At 62.5% G+C, this 16,582-nt stretch carries 12 protein-coding genes; 7 read left to right on the top strand and 5 right to left on the bottom strand.

The genetic code is table 11. The features are described 5' to 3' along the window. Positions 1-44: 44 nt before the first annotated feature. The 5 genes from ACHEXK_RS04185 to ACHEXK_RS04165 form a co-directional block, all read right to left on the bottom strand. Entirely contained in the window at positions 45-1,253 is a 1,209-nt protein-coding gene (locus tag ACHEXK_RS04185; protein WP_416548114.1) for a geranylgeranyl diphosphate reductase, read from the bottom strand. Continuing rightward, positions 1,250-2,623, bottom strand: a complete 1,374-nt coding sequence (locus ACHEXK_RS04180; protein ID WP_416548113.1) for a BCD family MFS transporter — start codon at positions 2,621-2,623, stop codon at positions 1,250-1,252. The genes ACHEXK_RS04185 and ACHEXK_RS04180 overlap by 4 nt, the downstream gene beginning before the upstream one ends. After that, positions 2,620-3,582: a chlorophyll synthase ChlG gene (chlG, locus tag ACHEXK_RS04175; RefSeq protein ID WP_416548112.1), complete on the bottom strand. Its 963-nt coding sequence runs from the start codon at positions 3,580-3,582 to the stop codon at positions 2,620-2,622. The genes ACHEXK_RS04180 and chlG overlap by 4 nt, the downstream gene beginning before the upstream one ends. Positions 3,583-3,655: 73 nt before the next feature. Continuing rightward, a complete protein-coding gene (gene ppsR / locus ACHEXK_RS04170) occupies positions 3,656-5,044 on the bottom strand; it encodes a transcriptional regulator PpsR (protein WP_416548111.1) in 1,389 nt (462 codons plus the stop codon). Between the two features lie 132 nt (positions 5,045-5,176). Continuing rightward, the gene (locus ACHEXK_RS04165) at positions 5,177-5,983 is read right to left on the bottom strand and encodes a cobalamin B12-binding domain-containing protein (protein ID WP_416548110.1); all 807 of its coding nucleotides are present in this window, start codon (positions 5,981-5,983) and stop codon (positions 5,177-5,179) included. A gap of 245 nt (positions 5,984-6,228) precedes the next feature. Here ACHEXK_RS04165 and bchF point away from each other — a divergent pair, with 245 nt between their 5' ends. From bchF to ACHEXK_RS04130, 7 genes are read left to right on the top strand one after another with little or no spacing between them, the layout of a single operon-like run. Further along, the gene (gene bchF / locus ACHEXK_RS04160) at positions 6,229-6,735 is read left to right on the top strand and encodes a 2-vinyl bacteriochlorophyllide hydratase (protein WP_416548109.1); all 507 of its coding nucleotides are present in this window, start codon (positions 6,229-6,231) and stop codon (positions 6,733-6,735) included. Further along, a complete protein-coding gene (locus tag ACHEXK_RS04155; protein WP_416548108.1) occupies positions 6,732-8,012 on the top strand; it encodes a ferredoxin:protochlorophyllide reductase (ATP-dependent) subunit N in 1,281 nt (426 codons plus the stop codon). The genes bchF and ACHEXK_RS04155 overlap by 4 nt, the downstream gene beginning before the upstream one ends. 16 nt (positions 8,013-8,028) lie before the next feature. Next, entirely contained in the window at positions 8,029-9,654 is a 1,626-nt protein-coding gene (gene bchB / locus ACHEXK_RS04150) for a ferredoxin:protochlorophyllide reductase (ATP-dependent) subunit B (protein ID WP_416548107.1), read from the top strand. Next, a complete protein-coding gene (locus ACHEXK_RS04145; protein ID WP_416548106.1) occupies positions 9,629-13,459 on the top strand; it encodes a magnesium chelatase subunit H in 3,831 nt (1,276 codons plus the stop codon). The genes bchB and ACHEXK_RS04145 overlap by 26 nt, the downstream gene beginning before the upstream one ends. Then, positions 13,456-14,367 carry a ferredoxin:protochlorophyllide reductase (ATP-dependent) iron-sulfur ATP-binding protein gene (bchL, locus tag ACHEXK_RS04140; RefSeq protein WP_019429120.1) on the top strand — a complete coding sequence of 304 codons (912 nt, stop codon included), beginning with the start codon at positions 13,456-13,458 and terminating at the stop codon, positions 14,365-14,367. The genes ACHEXK_RS04145 and bchL overlap by 4 nt, the downstream gene beginning before the upstream one ends. A 34-nt stretch (positions 14,368-14,401) precedes the next feature. Further along, entirely contained in the window at positions 14,402-15,109 is a 708-nt protein-coding gene (gene bchM / locus ACHEXK_RS04135; RefSeq protein ID WP_416548105.1) for a magnesium protoporphyrin IX methyltransferase, read from the top strand. Next, positions 15,106-16,566 (top strand): BCD family MFS transporter, encoded by a 1,461-nt coding sequence (locus ACHEXK_RS04130; protein ID WP_416548104.1) that lies wholly within the window; start codon positions 15,106-15,108, stop codon positions 16,564-16,566. The genes bchM and ACHEXK_RS04130 overlap by 4 nt, the downstream gene beginning before the upstream one ends. Positions 16,567-16,582: the final 16 nt, after the last annotated feature.

Here is a 16,582-nt window from a genome sequence, read left to right as displayed (position 1 = left end):
CGGTGCGTTGTGTGCGCGCGAGCACACGGCGGTGGCTCCTTTGCTCACGTTCGCGCCAGTCCCAACAGGTGTGCCATGTCCTTGAGGAAGATGCGCACATGGGCCATCGGATCCTTGCGGGCCAACTCCTTGTTCATGTAGGACTCGAAAGTCAGCCGCTGCACATCGCGGTCTTCACAGATCTTGACGAATTTTTCGCGGCGGCGGTCGTTCTGGTACCAAAAATACTGCATCACCCCCAAAATCCAAAACACGCGGCCGTGCTGCTTCATGAAGCTCTTGCGCCCCTGTTTGAGGCAGGCGCTGTTGCCAGTTTTGAGGGCTTGGTGCGCCGCCTGAGAGACACGCCTTGCGCAGTCCATGGCGTAGTAAATGCCTTCACCAGACGATGGGGCCACCACGCCAGCGGCATCGCCGATCACCACCACATCGCGGCCGTTGTCCCATTGAGGCAGCGGTTTGAGCGGTATGGGTGCACCTTCGCGGCGCAATGTCGGCGCATCGCTCAGGCCCGCGATGGCGCGCAAACGCGCCGTCGCACTGCGCAGTGAATACCCCTTGTCAGCGCTGCCCATGCCCACGCTCATGGTCTTGCCATGTGGAAACACCCAGCCGTAAAAGTCAGGCGAAACCTCGCCTTGGTAGTACACGTCGCAGCGCGCGGCGTCATAGCCAGGTTGGCCCACGGGCGCCTCGATGATCTCGTGGTATGCGAACACATACTTGGTTTTGTGCGCATTGGGAATGGCTTGGCGCGCCACTTCCGATCTCGCGCCATCGGCGCCCACCACCATGCGGGTGGACACCTTGACGGGTTGCGCGTGCTCAAGGGCCGCATGATCTTTGGCAGTGACCGGCGTAAAGTGCACCCACAGCTGACCACTGTCATCGTGCTCCAACTTGTCAAAAATGGCCTGACGGCGCACGGCGCCCGATTGGGCAGCGCGTTCACGCAAATACTCGTCGAACTCATCGCGATCCACCATGCCGACGAAGCCATTGTCAATCGGGATGTCAACCTGGTTGTCGGTGGGCGAGATCATGCGGGCGCAACGCACTTTGGCCACCAAGAGGTGGTCGGGGATGTCAAAGTCCTGGATGAGCCGAGGCGGAATCGCGCCGCCACAGGGCTTGGTTCGGCCTTGCCGGTCCAACAGCAACACACGCCAGCCTTGGCGCACCAGATCGTGAGCGGCTGTGGCCCCAGATGGCCCGCCCCCCACCACCACGAAATCGAAATCGGTCTGGTTCATGAGCTTGACCCACCTTTCAGTAACACAGGACTGTCAAAACACATCGGTGTGCACGGTGCCACAGGGCTTGGGCGCAGGCGAATTGCCACCACCGCAGACAGGGCAAACATGAGCCCTTGCAAGCCGAACACGGCGGCATAGGCCGCACGCTGTTCTCCCAAGAGGGCGTGGGTCAAGTCGCTGGCGGCTGTGCCGAGCAAGCCACCCAAACCAAAGGCTGCCGCTTGCGCTGCGCCCCACAAGCCCATGCGCGTGCCTTCGCGGCCCACGCCGCCCTCCCCGGCCAAGCGCATCATGGTGGCGATGGCGGCGATCGAAAAAGCGCCGTTGGCCACGCCCAAAAACACCACATTGGCCTTGAGGGGCCAGTGAGCAGACAAGGCCGAGCTGACCAAGCCGGCCGTCGCCAAAGCCGAAAACAGACAACCGCCGACCATCCAGGCTTGAACTGAACCCAAACGTCCCGCCACCCAACGCGAACCGGCCCCGGCAACCGCCAACATGCCGATCAAGACACCCATGTGGTGCCAGCCCGACAGCTGCGTGGTTTGCCCCGGCGTGAAGCCGTGTACGGCACCCGCGAAAGGCTCTAGGATCAAATCCTGTGCGCTGTAGGCCAGCATGGACATGAACACGAACACGGTGAAAGTGCGCGCAGCCGGGTCGGCCCAGACCTCTTTGAACGCTGCTTTGAAATCCTGCTTTTGCAAGCGCTCACTGGCCGCATTGCGCTCAGGCAAGGGCTGCGGTTCACCGTCTTTCTCCAGGCCCCACAAACACACGGCCGTGATCAGCGCGGTCACCACACTCAAGCTCGCCGAGACCTGCAACAAGACTTGCGGGCTGTAGGGGTCGATCAGTTTGCCCACCACCCCGGCTGTGACGGCAAAGCCCACAATCATCATCAGCCACACGGTGGTGGCCGCAGGCGCACGGCGCTCGTCGGGCACGCGCTTGGCCATCAGAGCCAGCAGCGAAGTGCCACACGCACTCACACCCAAACCAATCAGGCTGAAGGACAACCACGCCAGCAGCGCGCCGTGAATCGGCTCGGAGGTCATCCACACCGTGGCCCAAGCCGCCATGAAGCCACCCACGCCCAACACCAACATGCCACCCATCATCCAGGGCGTGCTGCGGCGACCCTTGTCAGCGCCAAACCCCATGCGCGGGCGTACCATTTGCACCGCGTAATGCCAAGCCACCAAAAACCCCGGCAACAAAGCCGGCAAAGCCAGCTCAACCACCATGATGCGGTTGAGGGTGGACGTGGTCACCACCACCACCGCCCCCAAACAAGCCTGGATCAGCCCCAGGCGAATGATCTGAAACCAGCCGAACATCGGGCGGTGCACGGGTGTGTTCATCATGTCCCCAACGTGTGAGGGAGCCGCGACAACTGGCGCAAGCCCCAGGCGCTGACCATCATGCCGCTGACAAACAGTGGCACACCAAAGGCCGACACGTACAAGGCCCTTTCAACCGGTTCACGCACAAATTTGGCCATCAAAGGCCCTTGCAAAACCGCCAAGGCCAAGACGACTGCAGCGTGCCATGGCAGTTGCCAATGGGCCAACAGCAGCGCCACCACCACCTGCGGCACCAGCATGAAGACACAGGCCATCCGCGCCGCGCCGTGCGCACCCAGCTGCACGGGCAGCGAGGCGACACCCATGCGACGGTCGCCTTCCATGGCCTTGAAATCGTTCAGCGTCATGATGCCGTGCGCCCCCACGCTGTAGAGCAGCGCCAGCACCACCGAATGCGGACCTGGCCAAGCCCCGCCCAGCATCACGGCCGCACCTGTGAGCCAAGCCAGTCCTTCGTAACTGAGGGCGCACGCCGCATTGCCCCACCAGCCATTGCTTTTCAAGCGCACCGGGGGGGCGCTGTAGGCCCAAGACAGTGCGATCGCCAACGCACACGCCACAAAACCCCATGGCCCCATGAGCGTGGCCCAAAGCAGCGAGAGCACGGTCCAAGCAATGGCAATGCCCAAACCCCAGCGCCCGGGCATGCGGCCTGAGGGAATGGGGCGGCTCGGTTCATTGATCGCGTCCACATGCCGATCAAACCAGTCATTGACGGCTTGGCTGCTGGCACACACCAGCGGGCCCGTCAGCACCAAGCCCAACAGCAGCACACCCCAATGCGTGCTCAGGGTCTGCCCAGAAGCCACCACCCCGCAAGCAAAAGCCCACATGGGCGGAAACCAGGTGATGGGTTTGAGGAATTCGGCCACCGTGCGCAACTCGGGCCGACTGCGCACAGGGGCTGCAGCGGGCGCTGACAAGGTTGGGTTGGCGTGGGCCAATGGCGGGGTGTCCATGCCCCCATTGTGAAGATCGATTTGAAAATGTCAACCGGGATTGACACTATCCGTCCATTTTAATTGACAGAATTCAGAGGTTTTCGGCTTCGGCCTCGGCCACCATGCCGAAGCGGCGCAGTTTCACATACAGACTTTGGCGCGACAAACCGAGCATTTCAGCGGCCGATGCGCGGTTGTTGTGGGTCAACTCCAATGCCGCTTCGATGCACATGCGCTCAATGGTGTCCACTGTTTCACCCACAATGTCCTTGATCGGCCGACGGCCCACCAATTGCGACAAATCGGCGAACGGGTTCACCTGGCTTTGTGCCACCGAAGCCCCGCCTTGCAGCCGACGGTCCATGTCCCGGACAAAGAAGGCGTACATCGGCTCTGGCCGGTTGAGGTACACGGCCGAGACCTCAACGGGCAAGGTCATGCCCGACAAAGTTCGCACTTCTGTGGCGAAATTGCGCACCGGCAACTGCTGCCGCAAACTGGTATGGAGCACCCCCCAGTCGACCGCGCCCCGCAAGAGCCAACGCTCCAGGCTTTGCCCAAGCACCTGGGATGAGGCCGTCAGGCCCAACAAAGCCATGCCTTCTTCGTTGACACTTTTGATCATGCCGGTGGTGTCCGTGAGCAGCCAACCGTCTGGGAAGCGCTCCATGGCTTCACTCAATACAGCCGAAGCCGCACCCTCTGGATGAGCCACCGCCAAGCTTTCTCGGGCCACCAAACGCACCAAAAACTGAGCCCCACCCTCTTGGCGAAACACCGTGGCCGACACCGTCCAAGCCGACGGCAAACCCGCCACGCGGGCCGAACACATCTCGATGCGACCCGTGGCCAGTGCCATGCGCAGCAAAGACTGCACTTCACTTTGGCTATCGCCTTCAAAACATTCCCGCACATCGCGACCCACCAGCCGTTTGCCGGCGTCTTTGAGCAAAGCCTGCGCGCCCACGTTGGCCTCCAAGACACGCTGACTGGCGGCATCCACCATCAAAACCGCTTCGGACGAAGTGTCAAACAACACCCGGTAACGCGCCTCAATGTGGCGCAGTCGCAAATAGTCCCGCTCCATGGACTGCTGGGTTTCAACCAGTCGGCGCTGCAATTCAGCCAGGCTTTCGAGGTCTCGACCCATGGCCAGCAATTTGCCGCCACCCAGGGGCAGCACCACATATTGCAAAGCCACCTCGTTGCCCAGGGACGACATGTGGTTCACATGCCGCCAGCGCATGACATCGGGGTTGCCCTGCGATTGCAACATTTCTTGAATCTTGGGCCGACTCTCCGTAGTAACGGTGTCCAACCAACGGCGGCCCAACCAAGACTGACATGACAAAGCAGCCAAAGTGTCACGCCCAGTCGATACGTCCTCAATGGTCCCTTGGAGGTCCATGACCAAGGTGACGTCCGAGACCACCCCCAGCAACTGGGAAAACGTGGATGGATCCAAAGGCGGAAGCTTCATGTTGTCAATCAACGGCGTTGAAGTATCAGGAAGTTGACACTTATATTTGTCATACAAGTATAGACGCATCCGCGGCTGTCAAGCTCTAGGCCTTGCCTTTGAAAGGGCAAGAAAAAGGGGGAATCGGCCATTTCAAATGCCTTTGACAGTCGTACCTGGCATGCCAAGGGACATGTGCGCCACCGTGGCGGGTGCATCCGCAGCCAAGACCTCAGCCCCCAAGCCCTGGAGGCGCTCCGGCGCCAACAAAGCCATCGGCCCACCCAAGAAAACCCGAAGGTTCATGTTGTCAGCACCTTCGCGCAGCAGCGGCAACCAATGGCTGAGGGTGTGCAGGTGGCGGTCGGTGCTGACCGAGATCCCGACTGCATCAAACCAATCGGATTGAAACAACCGTTTGAATTCGATCACGTCTTGCGGCACGCCCACGGTCACGGACCAACCCGCGCGCTTGAAAAACTCGCTGAGCATGAACAGCCCCATGCTGTGTTGCGCACCCGGCTCGGTCAACAAGAGAAGACTCCAACCCTTGCGCTGCTGGGGTGACTCCTGCAAGAACTCATGGCTGAAGTCGTGCAAGAGTTGCTGCAAATGGGACGAAGCAATGGTGGTCATGGCGAAGTCCAGGCGATCGGCACACCACCAGTCTCCGAGCAATCGGGCGCAAGGGGTGATGCCCTGCATGTAAATATCTTCCAGCGACTGGCCTTGCCGTTGCCAACCAAACACCACCTGCCGCGCCGCATCCAAACCCTGCAAACACGCTTGCGCGAGGATTTGAATTTGCGCCAGATCCAACGCCGATTTGCCCGCAAAGGAGGTTCCGCCCACCAAGCGAGGACCCACAGGGGAGCCCTGACGCATCGCCTCCGGCAAGAGGTGGGCGCCCCCCTGCACCAAAGGCGGAGACTGGGAATTTTCAAGATTGAATTGCGCCATGACAAGCACCGATCATCAAAAAGAGACACCAGCGGCAGGCTCCGGGGCGTCGGAGTGCTCGTCGCAAGAGTGGCGTGTCCTCTCAACCCAGAGGGCGTTAGAAAACACAGGTCTGAGTGTCTGAGAATTTCGTGCGTTTGTGTTGAGTGTAAACCCTATGATCACAAATACATGTCAATTTATGTTGACACACTGTGAACTGCCCCTTACATTCATTCCAAGCCCTCCTTCCAACAAGGTCCCCCATGCCCGCCACCCGCCCCCAGGTCTTGTACACACCAGCGCAACGCGCCCGGCGTGATGCGACCGTTTGGACACTGGTGCAAGGCGTGCTGGCCCCGGTGCAGTTTCTGGTCTTCGGCATCAGCCTGTATTGGGTGATCGGCAGCCTGCACACGGGCGTGCACACCGACTGGGCCCTGAGCTCGGTGGTGGTCAAGACCGTGGTGCTCTACGCCATCATGGTCACGGGGGCGATCTGGGAAAAAGTGGTCTTCGGCCAATACCTGTTCGCCCCCGCCTTCTATTGGGAAGACGTGGTCAGCATGGGGGTCATGGTGCTGCACACCGCCTATGTCTGGGTCTGGTGGCAAGGCCACTGGAGCGCCACCGACCAATTGTTGCTGGCCCTGGCCGCTTATGGCAGCTATGCCATCAACGCGGCGCAATACATCCGCAAGCTGCGCATGGCGCGGCTGCAAAAACCCGAAACCCTCACCCTGCCCGACACGGGCGCACAGGCCAGCCCATGAGCACTGTCATCCCGATCCGCGCCGAGACGTCTGGTTGCACCGACGTGGTGCCCTTGGTCGAACGCGGCCAGCGCGAGGTGTTTTGTGGCCTGACTGGCATCATCTGGCTGCACCGCAAAATCCAAGACGCCTTCTTTTTGGTGGTGGGTTCACGCACCTGCGCCCACCTGATCCAGTCGGCCGCTGGTGTGATGATCTTTGCCGAACCCCGCTTTGGCACCGCCATCATCGACGAACGCGATTTGGCAGGCCTGGCCGATGTGCATGAAGAACTCGACCGCGTGGTCGGCCAGTTGTTGGCCCGCCGCCCCGACATTCGCTTGCTGTTTTTGGTGGGCTCCTGCCCGTCTGAGGTCATCAAGCTGGATTTGTCGCGCGCCGCCGAGCGCCAAAACCAGATCCACCACCCTGCTGTGCGTGTGCTCAACTACTCGGGCAGCGGCATCGAAACCACCTTCACCCAAGGCGAAGACGCTTGTCTTGCTGCGATGGTTCCCGGTTTGCCAACCAGCTTAGACACCGCTCCCGCGCTGATGGTGGTCGGCACCCTGGCCGATGTGGTTGAAGACCAAATGCGCAGCCTCTTTGAGCGCATGGGTTTGCAGGTCAGCTTCTTCCCGCCGCGCAACAGCCAGGCCATGCCAGCGGTCGGCCCCAACACCCGCTACCTGTTGGCCCAGCCCTTTTTGGCCGACACCGCCCGCGCCCTTCAGTCGCGTGGCGCGCAGCATTTGGCCGCCCCCTTCCCACTGGGTGTGGAAGGCACCACCGCTTGGCTGCAAGCGGCCGCCACCGAGTTGGGTGTAGCCCCAGAGGTGTTTGAACAAGCCACCGCCGCCCCACGCCAACGCGCCGAAAAAGCCCTGGGCGTGCAGCGCCAAATGTTACAAGGCCAGCGCATCTTTTTCTTCCCCGACTCGCAGCTCGAAATTCCGCTGGCGCGCTTTGTGCACCGCGAACTGGGCATGGATTTGGTGGAAGTGGGCACACCCTATTTGCACCGCCAGCACATGGCCGCCGAACTCGCGCTCATCCCAGCAGGCACGCGCATCAGCGAAGGCCAAGACGTGGACCTGCAGCTCGACCGCTGCATCGCCGACGCACCCGATTTGGTCGTGTGCGGCCTTGGATTGGCCAACCCGCTGGAAGCGCAAGGCATCACCACCAAGTGGGCCATCGAGTTGGTTTTCACCCCCATTCAGGGCTACGAGCAAGCGGCGGACCTCGCCGGTCTGTTCAGCCGCCCGCTCAAGCGCCGCCTGAAACTGGCCGCCTAAAGCGCAGGAACACCCCATGCAACTGACGCTCTGGACTTACGAAGGACCACCCCACGTGGGCGCGATGCGCGTGGCCACCGCCATGACGGACGTGCACTACGTGCTGCACGCCCCGCAAGGCGACACCTACGCCGACTTGCTGTTCACCATGATCGAGCGCCTGCCGCGCCGTCCGCCCGTCACCTACACCACCTTCCAGGCGCGTGATCTGGGCGGCGACACCGCCGAACTCTTCAAAGAAGCTGCACGTCAAGCCATGGCGCGCTTCAATCCCGCTGCCATGTTGGTGGGCTCATCGTGCACCGCCGAGCTGATCCAGGACGACCCCGGCGGTTTGGCCCAAGCCCTGAAGCTGACTATTCCCGTCGTGGCGCTGGAGTTGCCCTCGTACCAGCGCAAGGAAAACTGGGGCGCGAGCGAAACCTTTTACCAACTGTGCCGCCACCTGGTGCACAAGCCCGCCGCTGACAAGCCCGCCAAGGCCAGACCCACATGCAACATCTTGGGTCCCAGCGCTCTGGGCTTTCGACACCGCGACGATGTCAAGGAAATCACCCAACTGCTCAACCAACTCGGTGTGGACGTGGCCGTGATCGCCCCCTTGAGCGCCAGCGTCGCCGACCTGCAAAAGCTGGCCGAAGCCGACTTCAACGTGGTGCTCTACCCCGAAATTGGTCTGGCTGCTGCGCAGTGGTTGCAGCGCCAGTTTGACCAGCCTTACACCAAGACAGTCCCTTTGGGCAGCCACGCCACGCGCGACTTCATCGCCGAAGTCTGCACGATGACCGGTCTGCCCCAGCCCACGCAAGACCCGAGCAACGCGCACGCCCACTGGTACGCCAAGTCGGTCGACTCGACCTACCTGACTGGCAAGCGGGTCTACATTTTTGGCGACGCCACACATGTGGTGGCCGCCGCCCGCATCGCCAGCCAGGAGATGGGTTTTGAGGTGGTGGGCCTGGGCACTTACAGCCGCGAATTTGCCCGCGAGGTACGCGACTGCGCCAAACGCTACGGCGTTGAAGCCCTCATCACCGACGACTACCTGGAAGTCGAAGACCAGATCAACGCCTTGCAGCCCGAGCTGATCTTGGGCACACAAATGGAGCGCCACATTGCCAAGCGCCAGGGCATTCCTTGCGCGGTGATTTCGGCCCCGGTGCATGTGCAGGACTTCCCTGCACGCTATGCGCCGCAAATGGGTTTTGAAGGCGCCAACGTGCTGTTCGACACCTGGGTGCACCCGCTGATGATGGGCCTGGAGGAACACCTGATCGGCATGTTCCGGGAAGACTTCGAATTCCACGCCGGGGCTGCGCCCTCGCACTTGGGCAGCACCCGGCCTGCGGCAGAAAACGTGGCATCTGCCGTGGCCGTCACCCTTGCCGAAACGACGCCAATGGCTGTGGCTGCTCCTGCCGAAACACTGACCACCGACAGCGTTCAGAAGGTCGCCGCCCCCGCACAAGCCGCTTCGAACCAGGCCACCTGGAGCCCCGAAGCCGAAAAGGAGCTGGGCAAGATCCCGTTTTTTGTGCGGGGCAAAGCGCGCCGCAACACCGAACGATTTGCCCATGACCTGGGCGTGGCGACCATCACCGTGGAGACGCTCTACGATGCCAAAGCCCATTTCAGCCGGTAAAACCAGCCCCCCCCCAACACCACGCATGAGCGTGGTGCTGCTGACCATGGACAGCCACTTGGCCAGCGCAGCCGAAAGCGCTGCAGAGCGCCTGGCCAGGGATGTGCCCGGCTTGCACTTGCAAACGCACAGCGCTTCGGCCTGGCGCGACAGCGACAAGGCGCTGACCGCATGCCTGGCCGCCGTGGCGCAAGCCGACTTGGTGATCGTCACCATGCTCTTCATGGAAGACCACTTCCTGCCGGTGCTCGACGCCCTGCAGGCGCGCCGCGATCACTGCGACGCCATGGTCTGCATCATGTCCGCGCCGCAAGTGACGCAACTCACACGCATGGGCAAACTGGTCATGGGCCGCGAATCGAGTGGCCTGATGGCCTTGCTCAAAAAACTGCGCCCGAGTGCCAAAAACAAAGACACCGGCTCTGACACAGGCGCGCCCTCGAGCGCTGGGGCCAAGCAAATGGCCATGCTGCGCCGCCTGCCCAAGCTGCTGCGCTTCATCCCCGGCACCGCACAAGACCTGCGCCTGTTCTTCTTGACCATGCGCTACTGGTTGGCTGGCTCCGAGCACAACATCGAGCACCTGGTCAAAACCCTCGTGCACCGCTACGCCCAAGGCCCACGCGAGCCGCTGCGCGCTTTGGCCCAGCCGGAAGACCCGATCGAATACCCCGAGGTGGGTCTGTACCACCCGCAGATGAAAAACCGCATCAGCGAACAGCTGAGCGACCTGCCCGGCCACGGCCGCCAAGACCAGCCTGCCGTGGGCTTGCTGCTGCTGCGCTCGTATTTGCTGGCGGGCAATACCGCACACTACGACGCGGTCATCACCTCATTGCAATCACGTGGCTTGCGCGTCATCCCGGCCTTTGCCAGCGGGCTGGACGCCCGCCCCGCCATGGACCGGTTTTTCAAGCAAGGCACCGGCACCAAAATCCAATCCTTGGTCTCGCTCACTGGCTTTTCCTTGGTGGGTGGCCCCGCCTACAACGACGCCAGCGCCGCCGAAGTGGCGCTCAGCGAGCTGGATGTGCCCTACATCGCCGCGCACCCGCTCGAATTCCAATCGATTGAGCAATGGGGCGACTCCACACGCGGCCTCCTGCCCGTGGAAAACACCATCATGGTGGCCATTCCCGAACTCGACGGCTCGATCTTGCCCATGGTCTACGGTGGCCGCCCTGGCCCCGCCGGACAAACCTGCCACGGCTGCGACAAGCGCTGCACTTTCCCCAGCGGCCCGCGCAGCCAGGACATGTTCACCTGCAGCGAGCGCACCGAGATGCTCACCGCTCGCGTCGAGCGCCTGGTGCGCCTGCGCGACAAGCCGCGCGCCGCGCGCAAGCTGGCCATCGTGCTGTTCAATTTTCCGCCCAACGCGGGCAGCGTGGGCACGGCCGCTTACCTGTCCGTTTTCCAGTCGCTGTTCAACACCCTGAAACGCTTGTCGCTCGAGGGCTACCAAGTCCAGGTGCCGGACAGTGTGGACGACCTGCGCAACCGATTACTTCAAGGCAACGCCAGCCAATACGGCACGCAGGCCAATGTGCTGCACGCCATCGACACCGGCCACCATGTGCAAAACGAGCGCTGGCTCCATGAGATCGAAGCCCAATGGGGCCCGGCCCCCGGCAAGCACCTGACCAACGGCCAGTCCATCTTCGTGCTCGGCGCTGACTTTGGCCAGGTGGTGGTCACGGTGCAGCCAGGGTTCGGCTACGAAGGCGATCCGATGCGCCTGTTGTTCGAAACCGGCTGCGCACCCACCCACGCCTTCAGTGCCTTTTACCGCTACCTGCGCGAAGACTTCGCCGCCGACGCGGTGCTGCACTTTGGCACGCACGGCGCGCTCGAATTCATGCCGGGCAAACAAACCGGCCTGTCGGCCCAGTGCTGGCCCGACCGCCTGATCGGCGCGCTGCCCAATGTCTACCTGTACGCCGCCAACAACCCGTCCGAAGGCGCATTGGCCAAGCGCCGTGGTGCGGCCACGCTGGTGAGCTACCTCACCCCCTCGCTCACGCACTCGGGCCTGTACAAAGAACTGGTCAGCCTGCAGCAATCCATCGAGCGCTGGCAGCAAATGGGCCCCGATCAAGCCCAGGACCGCGAAAGCCTGACCACACTGATCCGCGAACAAGCGCAAAGCATCGATTTGTCCGTGCCCAATAATCAGGCGGCAGACCCCACCGCCTGGATCGAGCAGCTGCAAAACCAATTGCTCGAACTCGAATACGCCCTGATTCCCGAAGGCCTGCACGTCATGGGCCAAGCCCCCACCCGCGAGCAGCGCTTGGGCACCCTCAAAGTCATGGCCGACGCCATGGGTTTGACAGCCGCCCAGAACGCCAGCTTGATGGAAGCCTTGGTCGACGGTGCCAGCGAAGCGCAACTGTCCTGTCAGTTCAGCACCGACTTGCCCACTGGCGACAAAACCCAAGCCGACACCCTGCGCCAGCTGGTGCGCAGCAACCGCTTGCTGGGCGAAGACCACGAAATGCAAGGCCTGATGCGCGCCCTCGACGGCCGCTACCTGCAGCCCGCCCCCGGCGGCGACCTGATCCGCAACGCCAACGTGCTGCCCACCGGACGCAACCTGCACGGCCTGGACCCCTTCCGCATGCCCTCGGCCTTTGCGGTGCGCGATGGCATGCGCCAGGCCGACAAACTCTTGGCCCGTTACCAGCAAGACCACCAGGCCCTGCCCGAGACGGTGGCCATGGTGCTGTGGGGCACCGACAACCTCAAGACCGAAGGCAGCCCCATGGCGCAAGCCCTGGCCTTGATGGGCGCCGCCCCGCGCTTTGACAGCTACGGCCGCTTGGCGGGTGCGCAGCTGATTCCTTTGGCCGAACTGGGTCGCCCCCGCATCGACGTGGTCATCACCTTGTCGGGCATCTTCCGCGACCTCCTGCCCATGCAAATCCGCTTGCTCGCCGAAGCCGCATTTTTGGCGGCCAGTGCCGACGAACCACTCGCTCAAAACTTTGTGCGCCAACATGCCATGGCCTACATGGCCGAGCACGAAGGCAGCAACATGGAGTGCGCCGCGCTGCGTGTGTTTGGCAACACCGAGGGCGCCTACGGCGCCAACGTGAACCACCTGATCGACAGCAGCTGCTGGGACAACGAAAACGAACTCGGCGACGCCTTCACCCAGCGCAAAGGCTTTGCCTACGGCCGCGAAGGCCGCCCGGTGCGCAACACGGCGGTCCTGCAAAGCGCGCTGGCGAGTGTCTCGCTGACTTACCAAAACCTCGATTCGGTGGAGCTGGGCGTGACCAGCATCGACACCTACTTTGACACCCTGGGCGGCATCAGCCGCGCCGTGCTCCAAGCCAAACACCAACGCGACGGCAATGCGGCCGAAGCCCCCCCGGTGTTCATTGGTGACCAGACCCAAGGCGATGGCGTGGTGCGCAGCCTGACCGAACAGGTGGCGCTCGAAACCCGAAGCCGCATGCTCAACCCCAAGTGGCACGAAAGCATGTTGCAGCACGGCTACGAAGGCGTGCGCCAGATCGAAGCGCACCTCACCAACACCATGGGCTGGTCGGCCACCACAGGCCAAGTGCAGCCCTGGGTCTACCAGCAACTGGCGCAAACCTTTGTGCTGGACCCCGCGATGCGCGAGCGCATGGCCCAGCTCAACCCCACCGCATCGGCCAAAGTGGCCAACCGCCTGTTGGAGGCCACGCGCCGCCAGTACTGGCAACCCGACGCCGAAACCATGTCAGCTTTGCTGCGTGCCGGTGAAGAACTTGAAGACCGCCTTGAAGGCATACAAGAAGGACTCCCAGCATGATCGAAACCACCAGCATCCCCGTCAACAGCATCCAAAGGGTACGCGGCGCGGACGGCGAAGGCAGCGTGCAATTTCAGATGGACCCCACCGTGAAGATCGGCACCGCCAAGGTGTTTGCGGTTTACGGCAAAGGCGGCATCGGCAAGAGCACCACGTCGTCCAACCTGTCGGTGGCCTTCAGCAAACTGGGCAAACGCGTGCTGCAAATCGGCTGCGACCCCAAGCACGACTCCACCTTCACCTTGACCAAAAAACTCATGCCCACCGTGATCGACGCACTCGAAACGGTGGACTTCCATGCCGAAGAGCTGCGCCTCGATGACTTTGTCTTCAAAGGCTACAACGGCGTGATGTGCGTCGAAGCCGGTGGCCCACCCGCAGGCACTGGCTGCGGCGGTTATGTGGTCGGCCAGACCGTCAAACTGCTCAAAGAACACCACTTGCTGGAAGACACCGACGTGGTGATCTTTGACGTGCTCGGCGACGTGGTGTGCGGCGGCTTTGCCGCCCCACTGCAGCACGCCGACCGGGCGCTCATCGTCACCGCCAACGACTTTGACTCCATTTTTGCGATGAACCGCATCGTGCAGGCGATTGGCGCCAAGGCTAAAAACTACAACGTGCGTTTGGGTGGCGTGATCGCCAACCGCAGTGATGCCACCGACCAAATTGACAAATACAACGCGGTCACGGGCCTCAAAACCATGGCGCACTTTCCGATGCTCGACGAGATCCGCAAGAGCCGTTTGCAAAAGTGCACCTTGTTTGAGCTCGAGCCCACACCTGCGGTCAAAGCCGTGCAAGACGAGTACATGCGTTTGGCTGCGGCCCTCTGGCTGGGAGCCGACCCACTGCCGTCCATCCCGATGAAAGATCGGGATATTTTTGACCTGCTGGGTTTCGATTGAGCCACTGCACCCAACACGCTTTGAAAGTCACCGCATGAACACCACCGCCTACGAACAACGCCGCAGCCAGATCGAGCACTACTTTGACCGCACTGCGGCCGATGCTTGGGCGCGCCTGACCTCGAACGAGCCGGTGGGCCGCATCCGCGCCACGGTTCGCGCCGGGCGTGACACCATGCGCGCGACCCTGCTGTCGTGGTTGCCACAGGACCTGCGCGGCAAGCGTGTGTTGGATGCCGGTTGCGGCACTGGCGCGCTGGCCCTGCAAGCGGCGCTGCGTGGGGCGCAAGTGGTGGCGATTGATTTGTCGCCGACCTTGGTCAAGCTCGCCGCCGAACGCATGGCCGCCGAACACCCCACCCTGCCCGGCTCGGTCGAATTCATGTCCGGCGACATGCTCAGCCCCGACTTGGGCCACTTCGACCATGTGGTCTGCATGGACTCGCTGATCCACTACGACAGCGACCAAATTGCCGAAGCACTGGCCGGTTTGGCCCAGCGCACGCGCGGCTCCATGGCCTTCACCTTCGCACCGCGCACGCCACTCCTGGCCCTGATGCACAGCGCGGGCCGTCTGTTTCCGCGCAGCGACCGCTCGCCCTCTTTGTCGCCCGTGGCGCACGCCGACTTGCTGCATCGCATGCAGAACCACCTGGATTTGCAAGGCTGGCAGGGTGCGCGCATGCAGCGCGTGGCCAGCGGTTTTTACACCTCTCAAGCCTGGGAGTGGACACGCTCATGACACTGCGCATCCCGATCCCACGCTGGCTCACCGCCTATGGCACGCGCTTCATGCCGTTTGCCGACGCGGCTTCGCCGGAACTGCCGATGGCGCGACTCTTGCGCCTGTCGCTGTTCCAAGTGGTGATCGGCATGGTCACGGCGCTGCTCGTGGGCACACTCAACCGGGTCATGATCGTGGAGCTGCATGTGCCCGCCTGGTGGGTGGCTTTGGCCGTGGCGGTACCGATGGTGTTTGCGCCGCTGCGCACCCTGATCGGCTACCGCAGCGACACGCACCCCTCGGCCTTGGGCCTGCGCCGCATTCCTTACATGTGGATGGGCACCTTGCTGCTGTTTGGTGGCCTGTCCATCATGCCGTTTGCCTTGCTGCTGTTGTCCGAGCCTGAAGCCGCCAATCTTTGGGTGGGTCAGCTGGGGGCATGCCTCGCCTTTGTGCTGGTGGGTGCGGGCATTCAGGTCACGCAAACCGCGGGCATGGCGCTGGCGCACGATTTGGCCAGCGACGACAAACGGCCCCGCGTGGTGGCCTTGCTCTACAGCATGCTGTTGGTGGGCATGATCGCCAGCAGCGCTGTATTTGGCTGGTTGCTCGCTGACTTCAGCCCGCAAAAACTCATCCAGCTGGTGCAAGGCTGCGCCGTGATGGTGGCGGTGATGAACTTGGCCTCGCTGTGGAAACAAGAGGCTCGAGGTGCCAAGCGCGGTCGCCGCGAAGCCGGTGGCTTTGCCAACAGCTGGCGTGAGCTCATGGCCCAGCCGCAGATGCGCCGCTTTTTGTGGACCTTGGCTCTGGGCACCTTCGCCTTCAACATGCAAGACATCGTGCTCGAGCCTTATGCGGCCGAGATCCTGAAACTGGACGTGGGCGCGACCAGTGCCCTCACGGCTTTGAGTGCGGGTGGTGCATTGCTGGCTTTCCTGTTGTCAGCCCGCTGGCTGTCAGGCGGCATGCACGCTTGCCGCCTGGCCAGCCTGGGGGTGCTCTTGGGCTTGCCCGCGTTTGCGATGGTGATTTTTTCCGGACCGCTGGAAGCGGGCTGGTTGTTCCGCTTGGGCGTGGGTCTGATCGGTTTCAGCGGCGGTCTGTTTGCCGTGGGCATGCTGGTCACGGCCATGGGCATGGCCCCCGAAGGCAGCCCCATGGGCCACTTGGGCGGCTTGGTCATGGGCACGTGGGGCGCTGTGCAAGCCACCAGCGCAGGGACCGCCATGGCGCTGGGAGGGGCTTTGCGCGACAGCGTCTCGGTGCTGGCCATGTCGGGCGCCTTGGGCGAAGTGCTGGTCACCCCCATCACCGCCTACAGCTTCGTCTACCACTTTGAAATGTATTTGTTGTTTGTCGTGCTGGTGGCCTTGGGCCCCATGTTGCGTGCGAGCCGTTTGGCGGCCCGCGAACGCGCCCATCACCCCCATCCACCCATCACCCCTTTTGGTCTGGCCCAACTGCCAGGCTGATGCCAGATTTTTAGAA

This window comes from Limnohabitans sp. DCL3, from assembly GCF_048019295.1.
Classification (GTDB): Bacteria; Pseudomonadota; Gammaproteobacteria; order Burkholderiales; family Burkholderiaceae_C; genus Limnohabitans_A.
This window is presented reverse-complemented; position numbering and strand designations above follow the sequence as displayed.